Below are 25,462 nucleotides of genomic sequence, written 5' to 3' on the forward strand. Positions count from 1 at the left end.
GTGGCCAAGCCTGTCGAGGTGGCCAAGCCTGTCGAAGTGGCCAAGCCTGTCGAGGTGGCCAGGCCTGTCGAAGTGGCTAAACCAGTCGAGGCCGCCAAGCCTGTCGAGGATGCTGTAGCGATGCCGTTCGCGGGGTCGAAACCTGTCGTCAAGGCAGTTGCGAAGCCTGTTCCGGCCAAGCCTGTCAAGGTCGAGCAGCCTTCCCGGCTAGCACCTGCGGTGGAATCAGCCAAACCAGCGGATGCGCCGGTGGTTGAGCCTCAGCCTGCGTTGAGCAAGCCTGTGGTCAGCAAGCCGATGGCGAAGAGCAAAGCCGTGGAGGTCGTGCCGCCGTCGGAGGTGGCTACACCAGAGGTGGCCCCATCCCAGCCATTTTCGCCGTCGCGGCCAGTGAGAAAGTAACGCCCTGCTCGGGTGAATTGCGAATGCGCCCCCTCTGGGGGCGTTTTCGTTTGTATAATCGGCCATGCCCACCAATATCCCCAATTTATTGACCTGGTTCAGGATCTGGATGATTCCGGTCTTCGTTTGTCTGCTCTATCTGCCGGATACCTTGCTCGATGTCCATCAGAAGCATCTGTTCAGTACGCTGATCTTTGCGTTGGCTGCGGTGACCGACTGGCTGGATGGTTATCTGGCCCGCTCGCTGAACCAGACATCGGCCTTCGGTGCCTTCCTTGATCCGGTCGCTGACAAGTTGATGGTGGCTGCTGCGCTGATCGTGCTGGCGGAGTTGGGCCAAGTGGCGGCGTTCATTGCATTCATCATCATCGGACGGGAGATCACCATTTCCGCCTTGCGCGAATGGATGGCCCAGATCGGTGCCAGCAAGAGTGTGGCGGTGTCGATGATAGGGAAGGTGAAGACGGCATTCCAGATGCTGGCCATCTTGCTGCTGCTGTATCAGGAGCCTGTGATGGGGGTGTCGGCACATCAGGTGGGCACCTGGCTCATTTATCTGGCGGCTGTGCTGACGCTTTGGTCCATGGTGTATTACCTGATGTTGGCCATGCCCCAGATTTCCCGCAAGCAACGCGAGTGAGTCGCAGCCCTGTCGCTGTCCCGCAACAGCGCATCCAACTCGGTCCTTCCTACCTGCTAGCCATGGCAGTACTTGTCGCGCATGGGGTTGCCACGGTCTCCATCGTGGTTCTGGCTGTACCCGCCTGGGTCAAGGTCGCCGTGATCGCGGCACTGCTGTTCAATTGCGCATATGAGCTTGCTCGCGTCGCCCTGTTGCGGGCATCGTCGTCGTGTGTGGCGTTGCGGCTGGATGACTCGGGTGTCGGGATGGAATTACGCGATGGTCGGTCGATGGTGGTCAAATTAGGTGCTGACTGCCTGGTGACTCCGTGGTTGATCGTGCTGGCCCTGATCTCCGAGGATGAGCGGACCACTCGGCGACTGCTCATTTTGCCGGACAGTTTGAATGCCGAGTCGTTTCGGGCCTTGAGGGTCTGGTTGAAGTGGGGCTGGGCAGGCTAGGGCTGCGCGCGCTTGAAGTTGGGCGGTGTGAGGATCGTCGGTTGCGCGCCAGGGAGCGATTCGGGGTAATCCTTGCTGAAATGCAACCCCCGGCTTTCGCGGCGTTGTTGTGCACTGCGTACGATAAGGTCGGCGGAGAGTACCAGATTGCGCAACTCCAACAAGTCTGAGCTGATCCGGAAATGGGCGTAGTACTCGTCGATCTCGTCGTGTAGCAGGCGAATCCGGTTGGCCGCCCGCTGCAAGCGTTTATTGGTGCGTACGATGCCCACATAGTCCCACATGAAGCGGCGCAGCTCGGCCCAATTGTGCGAGATCACCACTTCCTCGTCAGCGTCGGTCACCTGGCTTTCATCCCAGCCAGGCAACTCGGGCAACGTGGCGGGTGGTTGGGCCAGGATGTCCTGTGCAGCGGCTTCCGCGAAGGTCAGGCATTCGAGCAGCGAATTGCTGGCCAGTCGGTTGGCACCGTGCAGCCCAGTGTAGGCGGTTTCCCCGATTGCATAGAGGTGGTCGAGATCGGTGCGCCCGTTCAGGTCTGTGATCAGCCCGCCGCAGGTGTAGTGAGCAGCCGGCACGACAGGGATGGGCTGCCGGGTGATGTCTATCCCCAACGCATGGCAGTGGGCAAGTATGTTGGGGAAGTGTTCCTGCAGGAACGCTTCCGGCTGGTGGGAAATATCCAGGTAGACGCAGTCCAGTCCGCGTTTTTTCATCTCGAAGTCGATCGCACGGGCCACGATGTCACGTGGAGCCAGTTCTGCGCGTGCATCATGCCAGGGCATGAAACGTGTGCCGTCAGGCAATTTGAGCAGCCCGCCTTCACCACGTACTGCTTCAGAGATCAGGAACGAGCGCGCATGGGGATGGTAGAGGCAAGTCGGGTGGAACTGGATGAATTCCATGTTCGCGACCCGGCACCCTGCGCGCCAGCCCATGGCAATCCCGTCACCAGTGGCGGTGTCCGGGTTGGTGCTGTACAGATAGACCTTGCCTGCGCCGCCGGTGGCCAGCACGGTATTGTGTGCTGTGAGCGTGGTGACTTGGCCGGTGACGCAATCGAGTGCGTAGGCACCGTAGCAACGATCATTGGGCAGGCCCAGCTTAGCACCAGTGATCAGGTCGACCGAGTTGTACCGTTCGAGTATGGTGATGTTGGGGTGGGCGGCGGCGCGCGCAGCCAACGTGGCCTGTACCGCATGACCCGTCGCATCGGCGGCGTGAATGATGCGGCGATGGCTGTGCCCGCCTTCTTGCGTCAGGTGATAGCCGCGCTCGCTGGCTTCATCCCGGGTGAAGGCGACACCCTGTGCGATCAGCCAGTCGATGGCGGCCTTGCCATGCTCGACGACGAAGCGGGTGGTGGCCTCGTCGCACAATCCGGCACCGGCGATCAAGGTGTCGCGGATATGGGCTTCGAAAGAATCATCGGATGACAATACGGCAGCGATACCGCCTTGCGCCTGTCCGCTGGCCCCATCCAGAGTGGATTTCTTGGTGATCAGGCCGATCCTTTGCTGGTCGGCCAGTTTGAGTGCCAGTGAGAGACCGGCAAGTCCACTGCCGATGATCAGGGTGTCGAAGCGCACGGAAATTTGGCTAGAGTGATTATGGGCCGAACTATATCCGAAAATCCCGTGTGCAGGGAATGTGGGAAAAATTCCGACATGGGTGAACTAATTGCCAGGCGGATTGTCTGTTCTCACGTGTAGTTTGAAGCTTACCGAACCATCCCTGTGCGGTTATACTAGCGCGCCCTTGTGAGGGCACATATAGCGAGTATAGCGAGACAGAGATGGGTGACAGGGAAGTAGATCAACAACTGGTGGAGCGGACGCAGCGCGGAGACAAGCGCGCGTTCGAGTTGCTGGTCGCCAAATACCAGCGCAAGCTGGGACGGCTGATCTCACGCTTCATCCGCGATCCGGCGGAGGTCGAGGATGTGACGCAGGAAGCGTTCATCAAGGCTTACCGGGCATTGCCGGCCTTCCGTGGAGAGAGTGCGTTCTACACGTGGCTGTACCGTATCGGCATCAATACGGCGAAGAATTACTTGCTGGCAAGTGGGCGACGCGCTCCGACCAGTACGCCATTCGATGCCGAAGAGGCCGAAAGCTTCGAGGATGCCGGCTTGCTGCACGAAGTCAGTACGCCGGAGAATGAGATGATGAGCCGGCAGGTGGTCGATGCGGTGAACGCCTCCTTGCAGCAACTGCCGGATGATTTGCGTACCGCATTGACGTTGCGAGAGATCGAGGGTCTGAGCTACGAGGAGATCGCCAGCGTGATGAATTGCCCGGTAGGAACGGTCCGCTCGCGCATCTTCCGGGCCCGCGAGGCCATCGCACAGAATTTACGCCCACTGTTGGGCACCAACAAAGATACGAGGTGGTAGCTATGAAACAACAAATCTCCGCACTGATGGATGGTGAGCTGTTTGATGATGATGCAGAAGCGCTGCTCGATGTCATGAAGCGCCATCCCGAGGCAGACGAAGATTGGCAGACGTACCACCTCATCGGCGACATCCTGCGTCAGCCGGATCAGGCTCATGCCGATATCAGCGCCAAGTTGCGTGCCCGTTTGCAGGCTGAGCCCACGGTGTTGGCCCCCAGAGCGAGCACGCGCCAGCAGAAGGCCCGCTGGTTCGCGCTGTCCGCCGCCGCTTCGGTGTTGGCCGTCGGGGTGGTCGCATGGATGTCAGTGCAGATCTCTCCGGAAGCCGCTCCCCAGGTCGCGGCCCAACAGCAAGAGCTCAGTGTACGCCCCGCCAGTTACTCCACCGAGGGTGGGGTCGATGATTACTTGATGGCGCATCAGGAGATGTCGCCCAGTTCGGATATCCGGGGAGCCGCGCCCTATGCGCGGACCGTGATTTCTGGGCAGACGGGACGATGATAGTCCGTTGCCTGCGCTATCTGGCGGTGGGGGCCGTTTGTGTGGCTTTGCCCGTTCAGGCTGAACCGGGCAGCCCGGTCGATACCGGTTGGTTACAGACTTTGGCCTTTGCTGCCCACAAGACCGAATTCAGTGGTACGTTCGTCTACCAGCACGGTAGCCATGTGGAGACGTCGCGCATCGCCCATCTGCTGGATGCCAAGGGGGAGCACGAACATATCGAATCGCTGGACGGCCCCCATCGCGAGGTCTATCGGGACAACGGTCAGGTGTGGTGTGTGCTGGGCGAGCACCAAAGCGTGCGCGTAGAGAAGAGTGCGAATCGACGTTCTTTCCCGGACTTGCTGCCCGAGCAACTCACTTCGCTGCGCGAAAACTACCAGATCCATGAGGCCGAGCGTTCCCGTGTCGCCGGGTTCGAGGCGCAAGCGATCATCTTCAAGCCACGCGACGGTTTGCGGTACACCCACAAGATGTGGGCCCATCTCGATTCCGGGCTGCTGTTGAAGAGCATCATGCTGGACGAGCGAGGGGCTCCGGTGGAGCAGTATGCGTTCACCCAGTTGAGTGTGGGCAAGAATCTGGATCGTACCTGGCTGGCCTCGGTGAACACACCTCCGGAGGTGTCGCAGCCAAAGCCAGCTTTGACTGTGCTGGGCAATACGGGCTGGCGGGTGGATGCCATACCGGCAGGATTCAAAAAATTGACGGAGATTCGTCGCCCCTTGCGTGACCGGAAACAACCTGTGATTCAGCAGGTTTACAGCGACGGATTGGCAGGTGTCTCGGTGTTCATAGAGCCGGAGCGCCGCCCGGATGAGGTCGGCGGGCTGACCAGCCACGGGGCCATCAATATCGTTAGCCGTTCCATGGACGGCTTTCGCGTGACCGTAGTGGGTGAGGTGCCTGCCCGTACTGTGATCCAGATAGCCGATTCCGTGCGTTACGCCGGTCAGTGACCATGCTGGAAGCACGCGCCATCGTCGTCCGTACCGATGCCCGGCAAGCCTGGGTCGAGGCGCGTCATGATGTCTCCGGCTGCGCCACCTGTCAGGGCAAGGGCTGCGGCAGCAGCAAACTTTCGCAGATGTTCTGCTCCAACAAGGAGCGCCTGTTCCGTGTCAAAAACCCGATCGCCGCCCAAGCCGGGGATGAAGTGGTCATCGCCATCGGCGAGGGGGCGGTATTGCACGGGGTGGCGATGGTGTACCTGTTGCCTTTGACCGGATTGCTGCTGGGCGGGATGTTCGGAGCTGCCCTGGTGCAGCAGGTAGGTCAGCGTGACGGCTACGCGGCATTCGGGGCGGGGACGGGGTTGTTGCTCGGCTTTTTCTTGTCACACGTACTGACGCGGCGTCGCAGCAAGGCCGGCGGACAGGCCTATATCGCCCGACGCTGGCAGGGAGATTGATCGATAAACTGGAGGAAATATGTGGTCCAATTTTCTTAAGTCATTGGTTTTTGTTCTGTCGTTCCAAGCAAGCGTGGCTTCGGCCAGGGAGTTGCCCGACTTTACTGAGTTGGTCGAGAAGCAAGGCCCTGCCGTAGTCAACATCAGTACCGTCCAGGTCGCGAAATCACCGCAGCAAACGTTTCCCGGCCTGGCCGAGAACGACCCCTTTTTCGAATATTTCCGCCGTTTCTTTCCTCAGCAAGCGCCGCATGACCAGGAGGTCCAGTCGCTAGGTTCCGGTTTTATCATCAGCCAGGATGGCTACATCCTGACCAACGCCCATGTGGTCGACAGTGCCGACAAGATCACGGTGCGGCTGACCGACAAGCGCGAGTTCAAGGCCAAGGTGATCGGAGCAGACAGGCGTACCGATGTGGCCGTGCTCAAGATCGAAGCCCAAGGCTTGCCCGTGGTGGCGACCGGCGCGCCGGACGCGCTCAAGGTCGGGGAGTGGGTAGTGGCGATAGGCTCGCCATTCGGTTTCAGCAACAGCGTGACAGCAGGTATCGTCAGCGCCAAGGGGCGCTCCTTGCCCAACGATAAGGGCGAGAACATCGTGCCCTTCATCCAGACCGATGTGGCGATCAATCCCGGCAACTCCGGTGGTCCCCTGTTCAACATGAAAGGCGAGGTGGTCGGTATCAACTCGCAGATCTACAGCCGTTCCGGCGGCTATATGGGCTTGGCGTTCGCCATTCCCATCGATGTGGCACTGGATGTCGCCGGGCAGCTGCGTACCAGCGGCAAGGTTACGCGCGGGCGTATCGGCGTGTCCATCGAGGAGGTGACGACTGACAAGGCTGAATCCTTCGGGCTGGGCAAGGCTCAGGGCGCGCTTATCAGCAGCGTGGAGAAGGATGGCCCGGCGGATAAGGCCGGCATCCGCTTCGGCGATGTGGTACTCAAGTTCAATGGCAAGGTGGTGGCCACGGCGGGCGACTTGCCGCGCATGGTGCGCAACGCGCGGCCTGGAAGCCAGGCGAGCGTCGAAGTATGGCGCTCTGGTGCAGTGAGGGAGTTGAAACTGACCGTCGGCGAGATGCCGAACGACAACGAGGCCGAGGCCGCGCCGCGCGGGGGCAAGTCGCCGACTGCCGAAGCGAACTATCTGCCACGTCTGGGCATCAGCGTCAGCGAGCGGAGTGCCGAACAGAAAACGCCGCGCGTCAGCGGCGGGCTGGTCGTGGAAGAGGTAAGGGGCAGTGTCGCACGCCAGGCCGGATTGCAACGTGGGGACGTGATCCTCGCCATCGGCAATATCGAGATCGTCAGCCTCGCACAGTTCAACAGTGTGCTGAAGCAAGTCCCGAACGGCAGGAATGTCGCATTGCTGGTACGTCGGGGCGAAGGGGCCTCCTACGTGGCCATCAAGCTGGACGAGAGATGACCCGCTGACCTTTCCTCGGGGCGGTCCGTGCGCCGGATCGCCCACCGTGTCCAGCGCATCGCCTGACCGAATTGCAGTCTTAATCCCGCGTTATTCCGGCCATTGCATTTACTCCGGGTGCCGATAATGGGCATCAGCAAGATTGTCATTTGAGCGGGGAAGCAATGGACTGGCTAGTTAAGCTGCAAGACATCATCAAACGCGCGGGGTTGCGCACGCTGGCAGGGCCGGTACTGATCATCATGATCCTCGGCATGATGGTGCTGCCCTTGCCGCCGTTCCTGCTCGACATCCTGTTCACCTTCAACATCGCCATCGCCATCATGGTATTGCTGGTGAGCATGAACACCACCAAGGCGCTTGATTTTGCGGCCTTCCCGACCATTCTGCTGATCACTACGCTGTTGCGGCTGTCGCTCAACGTGGCATCCGCCCGTATCGTGCTGCTGGAAGGACACACCGGACCGGATGCGGCGGGTAAGGTGATCGAGTCGTTCGGCGAGTTCCTGGTCGGCGGCAACTATGCGGTCGGTATCGTGGTGTTCGCCATTCTGGTGGTCATCAATTTCGTGGTGATCACCAAAGGTGCCGGTCGTATCGCCGAGGTCGGCGCGCGCTTCACTCTGGATGCGATGCCGGGCAAGCAGATGGCCATCGATGCCGATCTGAACGCCGGGCTGATCGGCGAGGACGTGGCGCGTAAACGCCGAGCCGAGATCGCACAGGAAGCCGATTTTTACGGGGCGATGGACGGTGCCTCGAAGTTCGTGCGTGGCGATGCCGTGGCCGGCATCATCATCCTGCTCATCAATATCGTCGGTGGCTTCGTGGTCGGGGTGTTGCAACATAACCTGGACGTGGCGACAGCGGCCAAGAACTACACCTTGCTGACCATCGGTGACGGGCTGGTCGCACAGATCCCGGCGCTGGTGATCTCCACTGCCGCCGGCGTGGTCGTCAGCCGGGTCTCGACCGAGGAGAACATCGGTCAGCAGCTTATCGGGCAGCTGTTCAGCCAGCCGCAGGTGATCGTATTGACGGCCATCATCATCGGCATGATGGGGGCCATCCCAGGTATGCCGCACATTTCATTCTTGTTGCTGGCAGCGGCGATGGGTGGTCTGGCCTACTGGCTGCTCAACAAGCAGAAGGTCGAACGTGAGGCCCCGGTGGCCGAGGCGGCCCCGGTCACGATGACCGAGTCGCAGGAGGCTAGCTGGGAAGATGTGGCGCAGGTCGATGTGTTGGGGCTGGAAGTCGGCTATCGTCTCATCACCATGGTGGACAAGACTCAGGATGGTGACTTGTTGCGTCGCATCAAAGGGATACGCAAGAAGTTCACCCAAGATATCGGCTTCCTGCCGCCGCCGGTGCATATCCGCGATAATCTGGACTTGCGTCCCAATTCCTATCGCATCAGCCTGAAAGGGGCCGAGATCGGGGCGGGAGAAGCTTTCCCGAGCATGTTTCTGGCGATCAATCCCGGCAATGTTTTGGGCGACCTGCCCGGTACGCCGACCAGAGATCCCGCCTTTGGCTTGCCCGCCGTGTGGGTGGAGGCATCCATGCGTGAGCAGGCGCAAGGCATGGGGTATACCGTGGTGGATGCCGGCACCGTGGTTGCCACGCACTTGTCGCATCTGATCCACGTCTATTCGGCGGAGTTACTGGGTCGGCAAGAGGTGCAGCAGCTGCTGGATCATCTGGGCAAGATAGCTCCCAAGCTGACCGAAGACCTGATCCCGAAACTGATGCCGCTCGCTACCGTGCAGAAGGTGATGCAAAGCCTGCTCGATGAGGGCATGCACGTGCGCGACATGCGTACCATCATCGAGACGCTGGCGGAATATGCACCGCAGACGCAGGACCCGTATCAACTCACCTCGCTGGTGCGCATCGCGCTGGGGCCGGCCATCGTGCAGCAATACTGCCCGTCGGCGCAGGAGTTGCAGGTGATCGGCATGGATAAGGAACTGGAATACATCCTGATGCAGGCGATGCAGGCGGGTGGCGGCCATTCCGCCATCGAACCCGGCTTGGCCGATACCCTGTTGCGCGAGGCCCGCTCGGCAACGCAAGAGCAGGAGCAGCTGGGCTTGCCTACGGTCCTGTTGGTGCCCGGCCAGTTGCGTGTCCTGCTGGCCCGCTTCCTGAAGCGCGCCTTGCCCCAGTTGCGCGTGATCTCGCACGAAGAGGTGCCGGACTTCAAATCGGTGCGGGTCACTGCGATGGTGGGAGGTCGGGCCTGACCCTGCCATGCAGGCCGGGTGAGCAAATACTGAAGACATCCGGCGTGTTGCGGAGTAACTTCTTACCTGTGAGGTCTGGCATGCAAAACTATTGGATGGCGTTGCTCGTTGCATTGCTTGCAGCGGCGTGTGGCAAGTCGGAGGAAGTGCCGTATCAGCCTACGTTCAGCCAGCCGGCGAGCGCGGTCGTCAAGGAGTACGTTGTGGGAATCCACCCCCTGCACAATCCCGCGCGACTGTTTGAAGTGTATGGCCCGATCATTGATACGCTCAATGCCGCGATTCCCGGTACCCATTTCCAACTTGAGGCATCGCGTAACTACGAAGAGTTCGACAAGAAGCTCTACAGTGGGCATTTCGATATTGCCATGCCCAATCCCTATCAGACCGTGCGCTCACTCAAATTTGGCTATCGGGTATTTGGCAAGATGGGGGACGATGAGGACTTTCGCGGCATCATCTTGGTGCGCAAGGATTCCGGCATTCGCTCTGTCGCCGACCTCAAGGGCAAGAAGGTTTCCTATCCTGCGCTGACCGCATTGGCAGCTACCATGATGCCGCAGTACTACCTGCATACGCATGGGATCGATGTGAACCGGGATATCGAGAACCGTTATGTTGGCTCGCAGGAGTCGTCCATCATGAACGTGTACCTAGGGGAGGTCGCGGCGGGCGCGACCTGGCCGGTACCGTGGAAGGCTTTTGTGAAAGAGCACCCGGAGCAGGCAGCGCAAATGGAAGTGAAATGGCAGACCGAGGCCTTGCTCAACAACGGTTGGGTCGCGCGTGCGGATGTGCCGACTGAGGTGGTGGATAAAGTAGCCAAGACCTTGTTCGCGTTAAACTCCAGCGAAAGCGGCCGCAAGATTCTGGAGCGTCTTCCCATCTCAAGGTTCGAGTTGGCAAGCAACGCGACCTACCAGCCTGTCGTTGATTATCTGGATCGGTTCTCGCGGACGGTGCGACCGATCGAACGTTGAACAGCATGGATATCAATACGATAAATAACAGATTGTTTGTTGGCTCCAACCGGATGCGGATGATGCTCTGGTTCGGTGTCACCGCGTTGGCGCTGATGTTGAGTTTCGGCTATTGGCAGCTCAACCAGCAGCGTGACTTTGTCTTCAGTGCGACCAACGAGCGAGCCAGTGCGATCAGCCACGAGATGTCGGTGAGCGTTACGTCCTGGGCGCTTGCCGGTGACCTGGTCGGCTTGCAGGAGGTGTTGCTCGGGTTTCGTGCTGCACAGGATCTGCAACATGCTTTTTTCATCGACAATCATGGACGAGTTTTGGCCTCGACCCATCCGGAGGAGATCGGGCTGGTGGTCAGTGACCCCCTCAGCCTGAACTTGTTGGCATCCAAGGTGCATGAGGAGCGCGTGCTCGCCAATCAGGAGAACCTGATCGCGGTCGCGCATCCGGTGGTGGCGGGGGAGCGTCTGGTCGGCTGGCTGCGTGTGGAGATGAGCCGTGACTCGGCGAATTCCAATATCGCAGCGCTCACCCGTGTGTGGCTCAACTTTACGGTCATTTCGGTGTTGCTGGTCATCGCTATCTCTGTCGTGCTTTCCAGGCGGCTCACCCGTGGCCTGAATCATCTGATGGCCATTGCTGCACAGGTCGCGCAGGGGGATAGGCAGGCGCGTGCCCAGATTCGGACGCATGATGAGATCGGTGTCCTGGCTGCGCATCTGAACGAGATGCTGGACACCCTGGAGCAACAGCGACATGACTTGCTGGCGACCACGGTTGCCTTGCGGGAATCGAGGGAGGGTTTTCAGCGTCTGTTGAATACGATGGCCGAGGGAGTGTACGAAGTCGATACGCAAGGCGTGTGCCTCTTCGTCAATCAAGCGTTCTTGCGGATGCTGGGCTATCAGGAGGCGAGTGAGGTGGTTGGGCAGCGCATCCATGAGTTGATCCACCATCACCGGGCGGATGGCAGTGACTACCCGTCCAGCGAATGCAAGATTTATCGCGCTTACGTGAAGGGTGAGGAGCTGAATGTTTCGGATGAGGTGTTTTGGCGCAAGGACGGCAGCGCGCTACCGGTCGAATATTGGTCGCATCCCATCGTCAGCAAGGGCGAGATCGTCGGTGCGATAGCCACCTTTGTGGACATCACTGAGCGTAAGCGGGCTGAAGATGCCCTGCGCGAGAGCGAATCGAAGATGCGCGAGATCGTGGAGAATGCGCCGTTCGGTGCGCATCTGTATGAGCTGATGGTCGATGATCGTTTGGTGTTTGTGGGAGCCAATCACGCGGCTGATTCGATCTTGGGAGTCAGCAACCAGCAGTTCATCGGCAAAACCATCGAAGAGGCGTTCCCTCCCCTGCAAGACACTGACATTCCTGATGCTTATCGCAGCGTGGCGGCGACCGGCAAGCGTTATGAGGTTGAGCAGATCGCCTATTCGGAAGGCAAGATTCATAGTGTTTTTGAAGTCCATGCGTTCCAGACCGGGAAGAACCGTATGGCCGCGTTTTTCAGCGACATCACTGAACGGAAAGGCCACGAAGAGCAGATACGCAACCTGGCGTTCTTCGATGCGCTTACTCAGTTGCCCAATCGCCGCCTGCTTATTGATCGCCTGAATCAGGTGATGGCGGTTAATAAGCGCAGCGGTTTGTTCGCTGCATTGATGTTCCTCGACCTGGACAATTTCAAGCCATTGAATGACTTGCATGGCCATGCTGTGGGCGATTTACTGTTGATCGAGGTAGCCAGTCGCTTGAAACGGTGTGTCCGGGAAATGGATACCATAGCCCGCTTCGGCGGTGACGAGTTCGTGGTCATGTTATCGGAGCTGGACGAGAGCGAAGCTGAATCCACCCAGCAGGCACGAGCCATCGCAGAAAAAATTCGCAGCCACCTTGCCGAGTCTTACGTCTTGGCGATCAAACGTGAGGGAAGTGCAGACACCACGGTGGTCCATCATTGCACGGCCAGCATCGGCGTGATCGTTTTTCAAAGTAATGGAGTTGCGCAGGATGAGCTGCTGAAACGTGCCGATGACACCATGTACGAGGCTAAGGAGCTGGGGCGGAACTTGGTGCATTTTTACGGCGAGGGGGCGGTGTCGAATCGCATTGATGCACTGGCGGAGCCGATATCCGGAGCCAAGTCGGATGAATAAACGTCTGCTCGCTTCGCTGGTGTTGCCATTCATCACCTGCGGCCTGCAATGGCTACTGTGGGATAGCGTGATCAAGCCCTACGTCTGGTTCCTGTTTTTTCCGACGGCATTTTTCGGCGCCTGGTTAGGTGGCATCCGTGGCGGCTTGGGCAGTGGCATGATCGGAGCTCTGCTGGCCTGGTATGTTTTCATGCCACCGCAATTTACCTGGGATATCCGTGGAGTCGGGCAGATCGCATCCATTCTGCTGTTCATCGGCATGTCCGGCTTGTTCGGTTGGGTATTCGAGCGCCTGCATCAGACCATGCGACGCATGGACGAGGCCAAGGCGGAAATCACCCGGCTCTACAACAACTCGCTGGAAGCTCCCTTTGAGCAGGCGGCGGTGGGTATCGCGCTGGTCGCTCCCGACGGACATTGGTTGCGCATCAATCGAAAACTGTGCGACATCGTGGGCTACACGCAGCAGGAGTTGTTGGCGATGACCTTCCAGGACATTACCCATCCTGACGATCTTGACGCGGATCTTGGGTTCATGCGCCGCGTGCTGGCACGCGAGATCGACACCTATTCCATGGAAAAGCGCTACATCCGCAAGGACGGCAGCACGATATGGGTCAACCTCACGGTCGCATTGTTGTGGACACCCGAAGGCAAGCCGGACTACTTCATCTCGGTGGTCGAGGATATCTCGAAGCGCAAGGCTGCCGAGGCAGCCGTGGCCGAGAGCGCTAATCTGTTGCATGCGACCAGCCGCTTGGCCAAGTTGGGACACTGGCATTGGGATCTGCGCACCGATCAGCATCGCTGGTCAGAGGAAATCTATGCCTGCTATGGACGTGATCCGTCGTTGCCGCCTGCGGTATATCCCGAGGTGCAGCACTATTTCACGCCGGAAAGCTGGAGCGTACTCGCCGCTGCCGTGGAGCGCGGCATGGCTACAGGCGCGCCGTATGAGTGTGATGCCGAAGTTGTGCGACCGGATGGCACGCATTGCTGGGTCACTGCGCGGGGCCAGGCGATACGGGATTCCGCTGGCAACGTCGTTGAGCTGTATGGAACGGTGCAGGACATCACGGCTCGCAAAGAGGCCGCACTGGCCTTGCTGCAAAGCGAGCAGCGCTACCATCTCATACTGGACAATGCGGCAGACGCGATTTTCATCGTCGATGTGCAGGGTCACTATCGCTACGTCAACCGGCAGGCGCAGGCTATGCTCGGCTATTCCGCCGAGGAATTCGCCGGGATGTCCATACGCGACATCACGCCGGATGAGGATGCCGCGCACTCGGCAGCTGCTTTTGGCGAGTTGCTGCAAAACGGGCGTGTGACTACGGAGTTGTTGCTGAAATGCAAGGATGGGCGCGTGCTCCCGGTGGAAATCAACGCCATCCTGTTGCCGGACGGGACGGCCTATGGTGCGTGCCGCGACATCAGTGAGCGGCGCGAGTTTCTCAGGAAAATGGCGGTTTATCAGGCGGACCTGGAGGAGCAGGTTCGTTTGCGCACGCAGGCTTTGCACGAGCTGCAAGGCAAGGAGCAGACGGTGCGTGAACTGGCGCAAGCCATCGAGCAAAGCCCGGAGAGTATTGCCATCACCGATCTGGATGCGAACCTGCAATATGTCAATGAAGCGTTCGTCCGCAACACCGGTTATAGCCGCGAGGAAGTCATCGGCAAAAACCCGCGCATCCTGCACTCCGGGAAAACGTCCAAGGACAATTACGATGCGCTATGGCGCAGTCTGACGGCGGGGCAGACCTGGCAGGGTGAGTTCGTCAACCTGCGCAAGGATGGCAGTGAATATATCGAACATGCCATCATCAGCCCATTGCGACAACCGGATGGGCGTATTACGCACTACGTTGCGGTCAAGGAAGATGTCACCGAGAAAAAGCGCGCCCAAGCCGAGATTCATCGCCTGGCTTACTACGATGCGCTGACCGGTCTGCCCAATCGAGCCTTGCTGCTGGAACGCATGATGCAGACGCTGGCCACTACGCGTCGCGCCGGACACCACAGTGCATTGATCGTGCTCAACATCGATCGCTTCAAGAATGTCAACGATGCGGGCGGACCGCCGATGGGGGATGCCTTGCTCTGCGCGGTCGGCGAGCGGCTGCAACATGTCCTGCGCGAAGGCGATGTATTGGCGCGAACGGCGGGGGATGAGTTCAGCATCCTGCTGACCGATCTGTCCCCGCAACAGCAAAATGCGGCGCATTACGCCATGCATGTCGCGGAGAAACTGCACCAGACGCTGGACGCTCCGTTTGATATTGGCGCAGGCCTGACCATCACCGTATGTCTGGGCGTGGCACTGTTCCCGCATGGGGAGGGCGATACGTCGCTAGACATATTGCGGCGTGCCAATGCCGCATTGCATGGGGCCAAGGCGCGCGGTGATCGGCAAACCTCGTTCTTCGATTCCGGTATCGACAGCGAGGCACATCGGCGCTTTGACATCGAGCGGGGCCTGCATCACGCCCTGGCACAGGGTGAGTTGCGCGTCTATCTGCAATCGCAGGTGGATGCCGAGGGTGCGGTGGTCGGCGCGGAGGCGCTGGTGCGCTGGCAACACCCGCAGCAGGGGTTGATGCCGCCGGCCACATTCATTTCCATTGCCGAGGAGTCGAACCTCATCATCGAAGTCGGCATCTGGATGTTGACCGAGGTCTGCCGGATCATGGCACGGGAAGAGATCGCCTGCCGGCCATGGCGGTTTTCGGTGAATATCAGCCCGCGCCATTTCCGTCGTCCGGATTTCGTTGAGCAGGTCGAACACATCCTGCGGGTCACTGGTGCCGATCCGGGGCATTTGACACTGGAAGTCACCGAAGGCATGTTGATCGACAATCTGGGCGATATCGTGGCCAAGATGGGCGCGCTCAGTGCGCGGGGTATCCATTTTTCGATGGATGACTTCGGCACCGGCTATTCCTCCTTGTCGTATCTGAAACGTTTGCCGATACACGAACTGAAGATCGACAAGTCATTCGTGCAGGAAGTGACCTCCGATGCCAGCAATGCTGCGCTGGTCGAAACCATATTGCTGGTCGCCAAACACATGCATCTGAAGGTGGTGGCAGAAGGCGTGGAGACCCGTGCGCAGGCCGATTTCCTGAATCATCACGGTCCCGTGATCCATCAAGGCTATCTGTTTGGCAAGCCGCAACCTGCCGATGTCTGGCTGAGCAAACTGGCGGATAGCGCCGCTGGGTAAAGAATTGGGCGGAATTGCCGATGACACGCTGGTTGGTGGCGTTGTGCGGGTGAACCTGGGGGCGGATTTGAGCTACTTGAAAAATACCAAGTCCATCGTGATGCTGATGGCGCTTTTGCTGTGTGTTTGGGTAGGGGCTGCATGGCTGGTCTCAGACGGGCTGTACCAGCGTGAGTTGAATGCCTTGGCAAGTCAAGAGCAGCAGCATACGCAGGAGCTGGCGGATGATGTGGCGGATAGCTTTCGCAGGAATCTGCATTATGTTTCCGGCGTTCCGGATACGTTCCAGCACGCGTTGCGTGTGTGGAAAGTCGTTCAGAAGTTTGGCCCACAGGCAGAGCCGACTCGATTGTCACGGGAAGATGCCATCAAGCTATGGAGCACAGATGCAGATTTGAGTGACCTGAATCGCTATCTGGAGCTGATACAGAAATCACTGGGCGTGGATGGTCTGTTCGTGGTGAATGCGGCCGGTGATTGCGTGTCGGCCAATAACTGGAATACGCCGGAGTCTTCGATCGGGGCCAATTTTTCTGATCGCAAATGGTTTACTGATGCGCGTAACGGGCATCGAGGCATGCAGTATGCCGTGGGCAGAACCACGCATATCCCAGGTTTGTATTTTTCTTCCCCGATCGAACTGAATGGTCAATTCATGGGGGCGATCGTCGCCAAAATGAATCTGTCCTCGTTGTCATTTCTGACGCGTCAGGCCGATGCCTACGTAGTTGACTCGAATGGGGTCATCATCCTTGCACATGATGCCTCCCTGTTGATGAAGAGCATTCCCGGAGGCTCGGTGGGCGCCATGGCTGTGGCTGACAGAATGGCGCTGTATCAGCGCAGCAGTATTGAGGCGCTCAAGCTGGAGCCATGGGCGAATCGCGCTTCAGCGCGGCTGTGGCGGATCCAGGGTGAACCGTTTCCGCATCTGCTTGCCTCTACCCAACTTCCAGAGTTCGGGCTGACGGTCTATGCTGAAAGTGACTTGCGTGGACTGTCTAATCTGGAATCCGAACAGGCCAGCCGATTCGTGATCTTCAGCTTGCTGGGCGGCGTGCTGGTGGTGATCGCAGGCAGTTTGCTGCTGTACTTTCGCTCTGTCGGCGAATCGAAGGCACGTGTGGAGGCGAGCGAGGAGCGTCTGCGTTTGTTGCTGGAATCAGTGAATAGCGGTATTTGGGGGCAGTCACCCGAGGGGAATTGCACCTTTATCAATGCAACTGCAGCTGAATTGCTGGGATATTCATCCGAAGAGTTGATCGGAAAACCCTTACACGCCTTGGTTCATCACAGTCACCCGGATGGTCAGCACTATCCTCAGGGCAGTTGCCCGATGTTCGCTACCGGCAAGGATGGGCAGCCACGTGAGGCAGCCGATGAGGTCTTGTGGCGTAAGGATGGAAGCAGTTTTCCGGTCGAATACGCGACCTATCCGATCCGCAAGGATGGAGTGTTGGCCGGGGCAGTGGTGGTATTTGATGATATTTCCAGACGCAAGGCGCTTGAGCAGAAAATGCAGGAACAGGAGGCCATCTATAGTGCTGCGATCCAGACCTCGGTTGATGGATTCTGTGCGGTCGATATGTGCGGAAATATCGTGGAGGTGAATGACGCCTACTTGATGCGATCAGGCTACAGCCGACAGGACATGCTGACCATGCGCTTCGCGGATATCGAGGTGGCTGAGGATTCCGGCAGCACGCTGGATTTAGCGCGCGTGGTCGACTCAGGGAGTGATCGATTCGAGAGTCGGCATAAGGCCAGTAATGGTGAAGTGTGGGATGTTGAAGTCTGCGTGTCACACGTTGCCGTTGCGGGCGGGCGTATGTTCTGTTTCATCAAAGACATTACCGAACGCAAACTGCATGAACAGCAGATGGAAAGTGCTCGCGACAAGGCTGAGTCTGCCAATCGGGCCAAGAGTGACTTTCTGGCCAATATGTCGCACGAGATACGGACTCCGATGAATGCGGTGATCGGCCTGTCGGGTTTGGCGCTGGATAGTACCGATGCACAGGAGCAGCACGATTATCTACGCCAGATTCTGGAGTCATCCAAAGCTTTGCTGGGCATCCTCAACGATATTCTCGACTTGTCCAAGATCGAAGCGCGGCAAATGTCTATCGAGCCTCATGAGTTTGCGCTGGATGCCTTGTTGGACGGTGTGGTGCGCATGTTCGACCTGCGCGCGAAGGAGCAGGGGCTGCACTTCACCTTGAACCGCGATCCGCAAGTTCCCAACCTGCTGATAGGCGACCCGCTGCGGCTGAAGCAGATTTTGACCAACTTGTTGGGGAACGCCTTCAAATTCACGGCGCATGGACACGTGGCACTTCAAATCTTGCAGCTGAGTCGGGATGGAGAGGAGGTCAGGCTTGATCTCGTAGTTCGGGACAGTGGTATCGGCATGACTCCTGAACAGGTGGATGGTTTGTTCCAGCCTTTCGCTCAGGCAGACAGCTCGATCACCCGCCGCTTCGGAGGGACGGGCCTGGGCTTGGCCATCAGTCGTAATCTGGCGAACTTGATGGGCGGCGACATTCGTGTTGAGAGTCAGTTGGGCGCAGGCAGTACCTTCCATTGCGAGATCAGACTTGGCGTGGCGGATGGATCGCAAGTGGAGGCTCAGGCCACGCATTCGCTCGTCGGCAATGCGATCGGCATGCCTCGCGATGCGGGCATGGTCTTGCGCGGCAAACGCGTGTTGCTGGTCGAAGATAATCGCGTCAACCAACTGGTGGCCAAGCATATGTTGATCAAGCTTGGGGTGGAGGTCGAGATTGCCAACGATGGCGTGGAGGCCATCAAGTGCGTGCAGGAGGGGCATTACGATATTGTGCTGATGGATATACAGATGCCGGTAATGGGCGGCCTGGAGGCGACCCGTTTGATACGCGAGGACGTGCGCTTCAGCGCCCTGCCCATCGTCGCGATGAGTGCCGGCGTGACTCTGGATGAGCAGGAACGATGTACCCGTGCCGGTATGACCAGTTTTATCGGCAAGCCCATAGATTCGGTGCAACTCACCCAGAAACTCCTTGAACTGTGTCATTACGATAGTTCCGGAGTTGGGGATTAACAGACTCGGGGAAGTATGTTGCAATTGGTCAACTTTAGTCTGGGGCGTGGCAATTTCCTATAACTCTTCAATGAAACCCGTGGGCGCGCAGCAACAGCCGTTGGTGCTATCGTTGCTTTTGCGTATCGTGCTTGGCTGGCTACTGGGTGGTGGTTTGCTGTTGTCTGCCGTTAGCTATGCTGGGCAGCCGATCAGCACACACGCGGTGGAAGTCAGTGAGTTGGGTGACGAGCCTTTGTCGCTAACCAGGCACCTTGCCGTACTCGAAGATGCCAGCCTGACATTGTCGTTAGCCGATGTGCAAGCCGCTGATATTGCTGGACGATTCAAATATTTTCCAGCAGAGGGAGCGGCGATGAGCTTCGGCTTTAGTCACTCTGCCTATTGGCTGCGCCTACGCTTACACAATTCCAGCGAGCAGCCGGTCGAACGCATGCTTGAGGTCGGAAGCTCGCTACTTTCTGCAGTGCATGGCTATCTACCGCAGGCGGATGGTTCCTACCAGGTGATCCGTACTGGCCAAGCGCAACCTTTTGCCACGCGGGCCTACAAAAACCGGCACTTCGTTTTTCCGATCGTCTTGCCTGCGTATTCTGAGTATGCCTATTACCTGAAGATACAGTCGGACGATGCCATTGTGGTGCCAGTGGCGCTCTGGTCGCCTAGCGCATTCCATGAGTACGAGCGAAACGACTACCTCGCTCAAGCCGGGTATTTCGGAATGGCGATGGCGATGGTTTTGTTCAACCTCCTGCTCTACATCGCGCTGCGAGATGTCATTCATCTCTGGTACGTACTTTTTGTCGCTAGTGTGTTGTTTGCCTTGGCGGCACTCAGTGGTATGGCTCATGAGTTCCTGTGGCCGGAGGCGATGCGCTGGTCGAATAGCTCGGTGTTTGTTGGCTTTGCAATTTCGATTGCCGCTATTTTGCAGTTTATGCGGGTGATGCTGGAAACAAATATGCGGATGCCGAGGCTTGATCGTCTTATTCTGTTGCTGGTAGGTATCCATCTTTTGCTCGTCATCGGCTTGCTCGCTGCGCTGCCCACTTTTGCGATTTACGCCGAAGTATTGAATATCGCGACTGGCTTGCTGTTGCTGACGGTTATCGTGCATTGCGCCTATCGGCGACAGCGTAGTGCCTATTTCTTTGTGGCCGCTTTTACTACTCTGTTACTGGCGGGCTTCGTGGTGGGGCTGAAAGATTTTGGCTTATTGCCTTCTAATATACTTACTGAGAACGCGCTGCAGATCGGCTCTGCGATTGAGATGTTAGTGTTGGCCTTGGCTTTGGCGGATCGATTTAACTTGATTCGACAAGAAAAGGCTGAAGCTCAACAGGGTAAGCTGGCCGCTCAGGAGGACTTGCTTGAGCACCTGCTCAACTCTGAGCGTGAACTTGAGGCTCGTGTGGCGCAACGTACCGCTGAATTGAAGCTGCTTAACGACAAACTGGAAGCGCTAAGCGCGACCGATGGTTTGACCGGGCTGGCAAATCGTCGGCGCTTTGATGAAGTGCTTGCAATCGAGTGGGTGCGCGCTGAGCGAGTCGGCCAGTCGCTCGCCTTGGCCGTGCTCGATGTGGATTGGTTCAAAACGTACAACGATCATTATGGCCACCAGGCGGGGGATGAGTGCTTGCGTCAGGTGGCGAGCGTATTGGTGGCGAGTATTTGTCGCACAGGTGATTTCGTGGCGCGTTATGGCGGGGAAGAGTTTGTGTTCATTGCACCTGCCACTGATGGAGCAAGTGCTTTGAAAATGGCGCGAAAAGTCTGTGAAGCGCTACAGGCCAAAGGCCTGCCACACGAGTCCTCGATATTCGGGTGTGTGACGGTCAGCATCGGGGTGGCGGCGGTGGTTCCCAGCGAGAAGTTTTCGGCTGAGGATTTACTCAGAGAGGCGGATCATGCGCTCTATCAAGCAAAAAATAATGGCCGCAATCAGTCGGTCCTAGCTCGCACCAACGCGGAATAGTGCAGCAATCCCCCCCTTATTCGCCTGATTGAGTTGAAGTCATTCCCTGATAATGGCCCTGACTGAAGGAGCCTCGGTGTTGCGGGGCGATCAAAGATGGTGACTCGGGGGTGGGGTATGAACGCTAAGAGATTTGTGGCAGCGACTTCGCGTGAGGCATTGAAGCTGGTGCGCGATGACTTGGGGGCGGACGCGGTGATTCTGTCCAACCGCAAAGTGGAGGCCGGTGTCGAGATCGTGGCTTTGGCCGGGACCGAGTTGTCGGCACTTGCCGAGATACGTACCCAGCAAAGTACCCCCGTTCAGGCTCCCAGGAAAGTATCCAGCGGGGCAGAGCAGCTGGTCGCAACCTATGCGGCGCGCGCTTCGACGACTGCAGCGGCCCCGGCACCTGCACCCAAGCCTCAAACTTCTGCGGCACCGGCGGCCAAGGTCATCGCGGAGCAACAAGGCGCGCTGATGAGCGAGATCAAGTCGATGCGCAACATGTTGCAAGAGCAACTGGCTTGCATCGGCTGGTCGGAGATGCAGCAGCGTAGCCCGGAGCGTACCAAGTTGCTGCGCGACCTGCTGAACTCCGGATTCAGTCCGGCGTTGGCCCGTCATCTGCTGGAAAAATTGCCCGACGACGCAGGCCCGTCATGGATACGCAAGGTCATCGAGCACAACCTTAAGGTCATCAAGCAGGAGGATAGTCTGGTCACCCGAGGCGGTGTCTATGCCCTGGTCGGTCCGACCGGGGTGGGCAAAACGACTACCACTGCCAAACTGGCCGCGCGTGCCGTAGTGCGTTATGGTGCCAGCAAGGTGGCGTTGATCAGCAGTGACAGCTACCGTATCGGGGCGCATGAGCAACTGAGCATCTACGCCAAGATGTTGGGCGTGGCGGTGCATTCCGTGCACGATGCCGCCGAGTTGAAACGTACGCTGGCTTCCTTGCGCGACAAGCACTTGGTGCTGATAGATACCATAGGCATGGGGCAGCGCGATGGCCGGGTGGCAGTGCAGACGCAGATGTATGACTCCTGTGGTGTGAAGCGTCTGTTGTTGCTGAACGCCACCAGTGGCGGCGATACGCTGGAAGAGGTGGTGCGTAAATACCGCACCGTCGGCGTGGTCGGTTGCATCCCTACCAAGCTGGATGAGGCGGCATCGCTGGGTACTGTGCTGGATGTGGCCGTGCGCCACCAGATTCCGCTGCACTATATCGCCAATGGTCAGCGAGTCCCGGAAGATTTGCATGAGGTCAATGTGGACTACCTGTTGCATCGCGCCTTCAAGCAGGCAGCGCAGCCTGCGCCGTTCGCGCTCAAAGAGTTGGAGCTGCCGGCCTTGATGTCGGGTCAGGGGAGCGTGCCCGCCGCTGGGCGCAGAGTGGCTGGGCTAATTTGAGTAGAAGCGGTGACAGCATGCTTGCAGAATGTACAATGTCGGCGGGGAATCCGGACATTAAAAAAGAATTCAAAATCATGTACACCGCGACCGGGAGAAACGACAAGGAACAGTGCCTGAGAGACTACGCACCGCTGGTGAAGAGGATCGCGCATCACATGATGACCAAGCTGCCGAGCAGTGTCGAGGTGAATGACATCATTCAGGCGGGCATGATGGGATTGCTGGATGCGGCAGGGCGATATGACGAGTTGCGCGGGGCGCAGTTCGAGACATATGCATCGCAACGTATACGCGGGGCCATGCTGGATGAGTTGCGTAATGCCGATTGGTTGCCGCGCAGCTTGCGCCGTGACATGCGGCGCATCGAGGCCAGCATCAGCAAACTGCAGCAAAAGCTTGGCCGGGCACCGTCCGAGAGTGAGATCGCCAAGGAAATGGGGGTTTCCTTGGCGGAATATCAAGAGCTGCTGGGTGAGTCGCGCGGGGCGCAGCTTGTCTATTACGAGGACTTCCATGAGGAGGGTGACGAGGATTTCTTCGAGCGCCACGAGTTCGGGGAGGATGCGGACCCGTTGGAGTTGCTGCAGGATGATCGCTTCAGAAAGGCGTTGATCCAGGCGATCGACCATCTGCCGGAGCGCGAGCGGATGATGATGGGTATGCATTACGAACAGGATATGAACCTGCGTGAGATCGGCGAGGTGCTCGGGGTCAGCGAGTCTCGTGTTTGCCAGTTGCATAGTCAGGCCGTGTCGCGCCTGCGCACCAATCTGAAAGGTTATTGATGGATACGCTGAGCCTGTTCGGACTGCTCATCGCGATCACTGGGATCATTGGGGGGCAGTTGCTCGAAGGAGGTACACTGGGCAGTTTGTTCCAGCTTGCCGCTTTCTTCATCGTGTTTGGCGGAACATTGGGGGCGGTGATGTTGCAGAGTCCGCGCCATGTGTTCTTCAATGGTCTCCGTATGGGGCGCTGGGTCTTTGTGCCGCCTCACCCCGATCTCAAGCTGCTGATCTCGCAAGTGGTCGAATGGAGCGTGTTGTCCCGGCGTGACGGTATCCTGATGCTGGAGAATCGCCTGTCCGAGATTCATGAGCCCTTCATCCGCAAGGGGGTGCAACTGCTGGTGGATGGTAACAGTGCTGAAAAGATCCGGGAGGTGCTGGAGGTCGAGGTCGACACCCACGAGCAACTGAGCTGGCAGTCGTCTCGGGTGTGGGAGTCTGCAGCAGGCTATGCGCCCACCATAGGCATCATCGGCGCGGTGTTGGGGCTGGTGCATGTGATGCAGACGCTCGGAGAGCCCTCCAAGCTGGGGGCGGGGATCGCGGTGGCATTCGTTTCCACCATCTATGGTGTGGGTTTGGCCAATCTGGTGTTCTTGCCCATCGCCAACAAGTTGAAATCCTACATCATGGTCGAGTCCAAGAGGCGGACGCTGGTGATCGATGGTTTGATGATGATCGCCAACGGCGAGCATCCATTGTTCATCGAGACCAAGCTGCAAGGCTATCTGGAGTGATGCGGACATGGCCCTGCGTCGTCGTAAGCGGCAAGACCATGAGAACCATGAACGCTGGCTGATCTCGTATGCCGATTTCATCACGCTGCTGTTCGCCTTCTTTGTGGTGATGTACGGCATCTCCTCGGTGAACGAGGGGAAGTTCAAGGTATTCAGCTACTCTTTGTCGGAGGCATTCAATGGCGGAGTGCAATCTGCGGGGACGGTGGCTCAACTGACGCAAGAGGATCTGTTCCTGCGTTCAGTCGCGGACAGGCGCAATGCTAGGCAAGCCGAGGCCCAGCGCAAGCGTGACGAGTTCGTCAAGAAGGTGACGAGTGACTTGAACCGTGTGATGGGGGCCTTGATCAAAAGCCAGCAGGTCTCGGTATCGCAAACCAGTCGTGGCATCGAGTTGGAGATCAATGCCAGCGTGTTGTTTGAAACGGGGCAGGCTGAGATACAGACTGCTGCTCTGGGGGTGCTTGCGGAGGTGGCGAAGCTGCTGGCGGGGGACGATCACAGCATCGAGGTGAATGGGCACACTGACGACATTCCCATACACACGGCCCAGTTCCCTTCCAACTGGGAGCTTTCATCGGCGCGCGCATCCAGCGTGGTCCGTCTGTTCATCGAGCAAGGTGTCTCATCCAGGCGACTGACGGCGGTGGGGTTGGCCGACAACTTCCCGTTGGTGCCCAACATCACGCCCGATGCGCGTGCCAAGAATCGTCGTATCGCCATCTCCATCCTTGCTCCGCAAGCCGAGCGCACGGGGGCGCTGCCCGCGCAGTAGTGATTAAGTGCTGATTGTGAGTGGGGGAGCGGCTGTTCAGCCGGTGCCCAAAGTGCGGCGGGGGGCGGAGAGATTGGGTTGACCATCCCGACCATACAGCCCGGCACTGTTGCTGGCGGCGCTGTGCAGTACTCCCAATGCTTGCAGATTGTGACGCATCCGTACCTGGATCAGTTCTCCATTGACGCTGTTCAGGTGCTGCGCGCGCTCGGCAAGCTGTCGTATCTCATGCCATATCGGCAATGACTGGGGGGCCCGGCGTGACAGCCAGGTGTCCATGTCACCAAATCCGGAGTCGTCGAGTTCTTTGCGTCGTGCCGAGATGATGGCCGTCAAGCGGTGGGCGAACTTGCTCTTCTCTTCGGCCAGTGTGAGCAGGGAGTCGGTGTTCTCGCTGGTCAGGATGCGTTGTTCGGATTCGAGCAGCGAGACGAACGCTTGCAACTCGGCACGTTCGTCACCCAGAAATGGAAGGTGGTCCGGCATCGGGCGGTGCGTCACTGGCGAGTATCGGCACCCAGCAATTCGCGTGCAGATGCGATCAGGCGGTCGGCGACTACGCCGGAGTTGATCTGGAAACGTCCTTCGCTGATGGCCTGTTTGATCTCGGCGACCTTGGCCACATCCACTACGGGGGTTCCGGCCATGCTACTTTCCATGCTGCGCAGCTGGGCAGAAGTTGCGCCCAGATGCACGGCGGTGCTGGAGCCCGAGTTGCTGCTCGCTGGTCCTCCGCGCGTCGTGGCCGAGGGTCGCCCGCCGTCACCCGCGTGGGCGGGTGCGATCGGTTTGCTGCTGGTTTTCTCGATTTTCACAGGTCACCCCGAATTTTGAGTTTGATTGTCAGCATCATCGGCTAGTTGAGTGGAAACT

20 protein-coding genes and 1 pseudogene are annotated in these 25,462 nt (G+C 58.5%); 18 read left to right on the forward strand and 3 right to left on the reverse strand.

The window, feature by feature from the left end; all coding sequences use genetic code 11:
- From DM08_RS13055 to DM08_RS11735, 3 genes and pseudogenes are all read left to right on the forward strand, one after another.
- Positions 1-402: pseudogene (locus DM08_RS13055) on the forward strand (hypothetical protein); the annotation flags it as partial.
- Between the two features lie 64 nt (positions 403-466).
- The gene (gene pgsA, locus DM08_RS11730; RefSeq protein ID WP_035384854.1) at positions 467-1,042 is read left to right on the forward strand and encodes a CDP-diacylglycerol--glycerol-3-phosphate 3-phosphatidyltransferase; all 576 of its coding nucleotides are present in this window, start codon (positions 467-469) and stop codon (positions 1,040-1,042) included.
- The gene (locus DM08_RS11735) at positions 1,039-1,485 is read left to right on the forward strand and encodes a protein YgfX (RefSeq protein ID WP_035384855.1); all 447 of its coding nucleotides are present in this window, start codon (positions 1,039-1,041) and stop codon (positions 1,483-1,485) included. Before pgsA ends, DM08_RS11735 begins: the two co-directional genes overlap by 4 nt.
- Here the strand turns inward: DM08_RS11735 and nadB are convergent.
- On the reverse strand, positions 1,482-3,074 hold the full coding sequence (nadB, locus tag DM08_RS11740) for an L-aspartate oxidase (RefSeq protein ID WP_035384856.1): 1,593 nt from the start codon (positions 3,072-3,074) through the stop codon (positions 1,482-1,484). The two genes, DM08_RS11735 and nadB, sit on opposite strands and share 4 nt — an antisense overlap.
- 206 nt (positions 3,075-3,280) lie before the next feature.
- Between nadB and rpoE the strand changes: the two genes are divergently transcribed.
- The 15 genes from rpoE (at position 3,281) to motD (ending at position 24,589) form a co-directional block, all read left to right on the forward strand.
- On the forward strand, positions 3,281-3,880 hold the full coding sequence (rpoE, locus tag DM08_RS11745) for an RNA polymerase sigma factor RpoE (protein ID WP_035384857.1): 600 nt from the start codon (positions 3,281-3,283) through the stop codon (positions 3,878-3,880).
- 2 nt (positions 3,881-3,882) lie between these two features.
- Positions 3,883-4,383, forward strand: coding sequence for a sigma-E factor negative regulatory protein (locus DM08_RS11750; protein ID WP_035384858.1), 501 nt, complete (start codon positions 3,883-3,885; stop codon positions 4,381-4,383).
- The gene (locus DM08_RS11755) at positions 4,380-5,342 is read left to right on the forward strand and encodes a MucB/RseB C-terminal domain-containing protein (protein WP_051938221.1); all 963 of its coding nucleotides are present in this window, start codon (positions 4,380-4,382) and stop codon (positions 5,340-5,342) included. The genes DM08_RS11750 and DM08_RS11755 overlap by 4 nt, the downstream gene beginning before the upstream one ends.
- Positions 5,343-5,344: 2 nt before the next feature.
- On the forward strand, positions 5,345-5,794 hold the full coding sequence (locus tag DM08_RS12420; RefSeq protein WP_051938223.1) for a SoxR reducing system RseC family protein: 450 nt from the start codon (positions 5,345-5,347) through the stop codon (positions 5,792-5,794).
- 19 nt (positions 5,795-5,813) lie between these two features.
- The gene (locus DM08_RS11765; protein ID WP_035384859.1) at positions 5,814-7,223 is read left to right on the forward strand and encodes a DegQ family serine endoprotease; all 1,410 of its coding nucleotides are present in this window, start codon (positions 5,814-5,816) and stop codon (positions 7,221-7,223) included.
- Between the two features lie 164 nt (positions 7,224-7,387).
- Positions 7,388-9,472 (forward strand): flagellar biosynthesis protein FlhA, encoded by a 2,085-nt coding sequence (gene flhA / locus DM08_RS11770; RefSeq protein ID WP_035384860.1) that lies wholly within the window; start codon positions 7,388-7,390, stop codon positions 9,470-9,472.
- Between the two features lie 80 nt (positions 9,473-9,552).
- Positions 9,553-10,452, forward strand: coding sequence for a phosphate/phosphite/phosphonate ABC transporter substrate-binding protein (locus tag DM08_RS11775; protein WP_035384861.1), 900 nt, complete (start codon positions 9,553-9,555; stop codon positions 10,450-10,452).
- Between the two features lie 59 nt (positions 10,453-10,511).
- Positions 10,512-12,611 (forward strand): diguanylate cyclase domain-containing protein, encoded by a 2,100-nt coding sequence (locus DM08_RS12425; protein ID WP_051938225.1) that lies wholly within the window; start codon positions 10,512-10,514, stop codon positions 12,609-12,611.
- On the forward strand, positions 12,604-15,834 hold the full coding sequence (locus tag DM08_RS12430) for a PAS domain S-box protein (RefSeq protein WP_051938227.1): 3,231 nt from the start codon (positions 12,604-12,606) through the stop codon (positions 15,832-15,834). Before DM08_RS12425 ends, DM08_RS12430 begins: the two co-directional genes overlap by 8 nt.
- A 67-nt stretch (positions 15,835-15,901) precedes the next feature.
- Complete coding sequence (locus tag DM08_RS12435) at positions 15,902-18,916, forward strand: PAS domain S-box protein (RefSeq protein ID WP_152555841.1); 3,015 nt, start codon at positions 15,902-15,904, stop codon at positions 18,914-18,916.
- A 79-nt stretch (positions 18,917-18,995) separates the two neighbouring features.
- Positions 18,996-20,894, forward strand: a complete 1,899-nt coding sequence (locus DM08_RS11795; protein ID WP_237560288.1) for a diguanylate cyclase — start codon at positions 18,996-18,998, stop codon at positions 20,892-20,894.
- Positions 20,895-21,011: 117 nt separating this feature from the next.
- Complete coding sequence (gene flhF, locus DM08_RS11800; RefSeq protein WP_035384862.1) at positions 21,012-22,286, forward strand: flagellar biosynthesis protein FlhF; 1,275 nt, start codon at positions 21,012-21,014, stop codon at positions 22,284-22,286.
- 77 nt (positions 22,287-22,363) lie between these two features.
- Positions 22,364-23,074, forward strand: a complete 711-nt coding sequence (locus DM08_RS11805; protein ID WP_035384919.1) for an RNA polymerase sigma factor FliA — start codon at positions 22,364-22,366, stop codon at positions 23,072-23,074.
- Positions 23,074-23,814, forward strand: a complete 741-nt coding sequence (locus DM08_RS11810; protein ID WP_035384863.1) for a flagellar motor protein — start codon at positions 23,074-23,076, stop codon at positions 23,812-23,814. The genes DM08_RS11805 and DM08_RS11810 overlap by 1 nt, the downstream gene beginning before the upstream one ends.
- A gap of 7 nt (positions 23,815-23,821) precedes the next feature.
- Positions 23,822-24,589, forward strand: coding sequence for a flagellar motor protein MotD (gene motD / locus DM08_RS11815; protein ID WP_035384864.1), 768 nt, complete (start codon positions 23,822-23,824; stop codon positions 24,587-24,589).
- A gap of 36 nt (positions 24,590-24,625) precedes the next feature.
- On the opposite strand, the gene DM08_RS11820 is transcribed toward motD, so the two are convergent.
- Together DM08_RS11820 and flgM are read right to left on the reverse strand one after the other, a co-directional pair.
- A complete protein-coding gene (locus DM08_RS11820; RefSeq protein WP_035384865.1) occupies positions 24,626-25,075 on the reverse strand; it encodes a flagella synthesis protein FlgN in 450 nt (149 codons plus the stop codon).
- An 11-nt stretch (positions 25,076-25,086) separates the two neighbouring features.
- Positions 25,087-25,404: a flagellar biosynthesis anti-sigma factor FlgM gene (flgM, locus tag DM08_RS11825; RefSeq protein WP_035384866.1), complete on the reverse strand. Its 318-nt coding sequence runs from the start codon at positions 25,402-25,404 to the stop codon at positions 25,087-25,089.
- Between the last annotated feature and the right edge of the window lie 58 nt (positions 25,405-25,462).

Source organism: Ferriphaselus sp. R-1 (assembly GCF_000746095.1).
Classification (GTDB): Bacteria; Pseudomonadota; Gammaproteobacteria; order Burkholderiales; family Gallionellaceae; genus Ferriphaselus.

Bases quoted from the DNA above. Each gene is read 5' to 3' on its own strand.
- DM08_RS11755 (WP_051938221.1), top strand. From the start codon at position 4,380: ATGATAGTCCGTTGCCTGCGCTATCTGGCGGTGGGGGCCGTTTGTGTG.
- DM08_RS12430 (WP_051938227.1), top strand. From the start codon at position 12,604: ATGAATAAACGTCTGCTCGCTTCGCTGGTGTTGCCATTCATCACCTGC.
- DM08_RS11820 (WP_035384865.1), bottom strand. From the start codon at position 25,075: ATGCCGGACCACCTTCCATTTCTGGGTGACGAACGTGCCGAGTTGCAA.
- DM08_RS11765 (WP_035384859.1), top strand. From the start codon at position 5,814: ATGTGGTCCAATTTTCTTAAGTCATTGGTTTTTGTTCTGTCGTTCCAA.
- flhF (WP_035384862.1), top strand. From the start codon at position 21,012: ATGAACGCTAAGAGATTTGTGGCAGCGACTTCGCGTGAGGCATTGAAG.
- flhA (WP_035384860.1), top strand. From the start codon at position 7,388: ATGGACTGGCTAGTTAAGCTGCAAGACATCATCAAACGCGCGGGGTTG.
- DM08_RS12420 (WP_051938223.1), top strand. From the start codon at position 5,345: ATGCTGGAAGCACGCGCCATCGTCGTCCGTACCGATGCCCGGCAAGCC.
- DM08_RS11750 (WP_035384858.1), top strand. From the start codon at position 3,883: ATGAAACAACAAATCTCCGCACTGATGGATGGTGAGCTGTTTGATGAT.
- DM08_RS11805 (WP_035384919.1), top strand. From the start codon at position 22,364: ATGTACACCGCGACCGGGAGAAACGACAAGGAACAGTGCCTGAGAGAC.
- motD (WP_035384864.1), top strand. From the start codon at position 23,822: ATGGCCCTGCGTCGTCGTAAGCGGCAAGACCATGAGAACCATGAACGC.
- pgsA (WP_035384854.1), top strand. From the start codon at position 467: ATGCCCACCAATATCCCCAATTTATTGACCTGGTTCAGGATCTGGATG.
- DM08_RS12425 (WP_051938225.1), top strand. From the start codon at position 10,512: ATGATGCTCTGGTTCGGTGTCACCGCGTTGGCGCTGATGTTGAGTTTC.
- DM08_RS11810 (WP_035384863.1), top strand. From the start codon at position 23,074: ATGGATACGCTGAGCCTGTTCGGACTGCTCATCGCGATCACTGGGATC.
- DM08_RS11775 (WP_035384861.1), top strand. From the start codon at position 9,553: ATGCAAAACTATTGGATGGCGTTGCTCGTTGCATTGCTTGCAGCGGCG.
- rpoE (WP_035384857.1), top strand. From the start codon at position 3,281: ATGGGTGACAGGGAAGTAGATCAACAACTGGTGGAGCGGACGCAGCGC.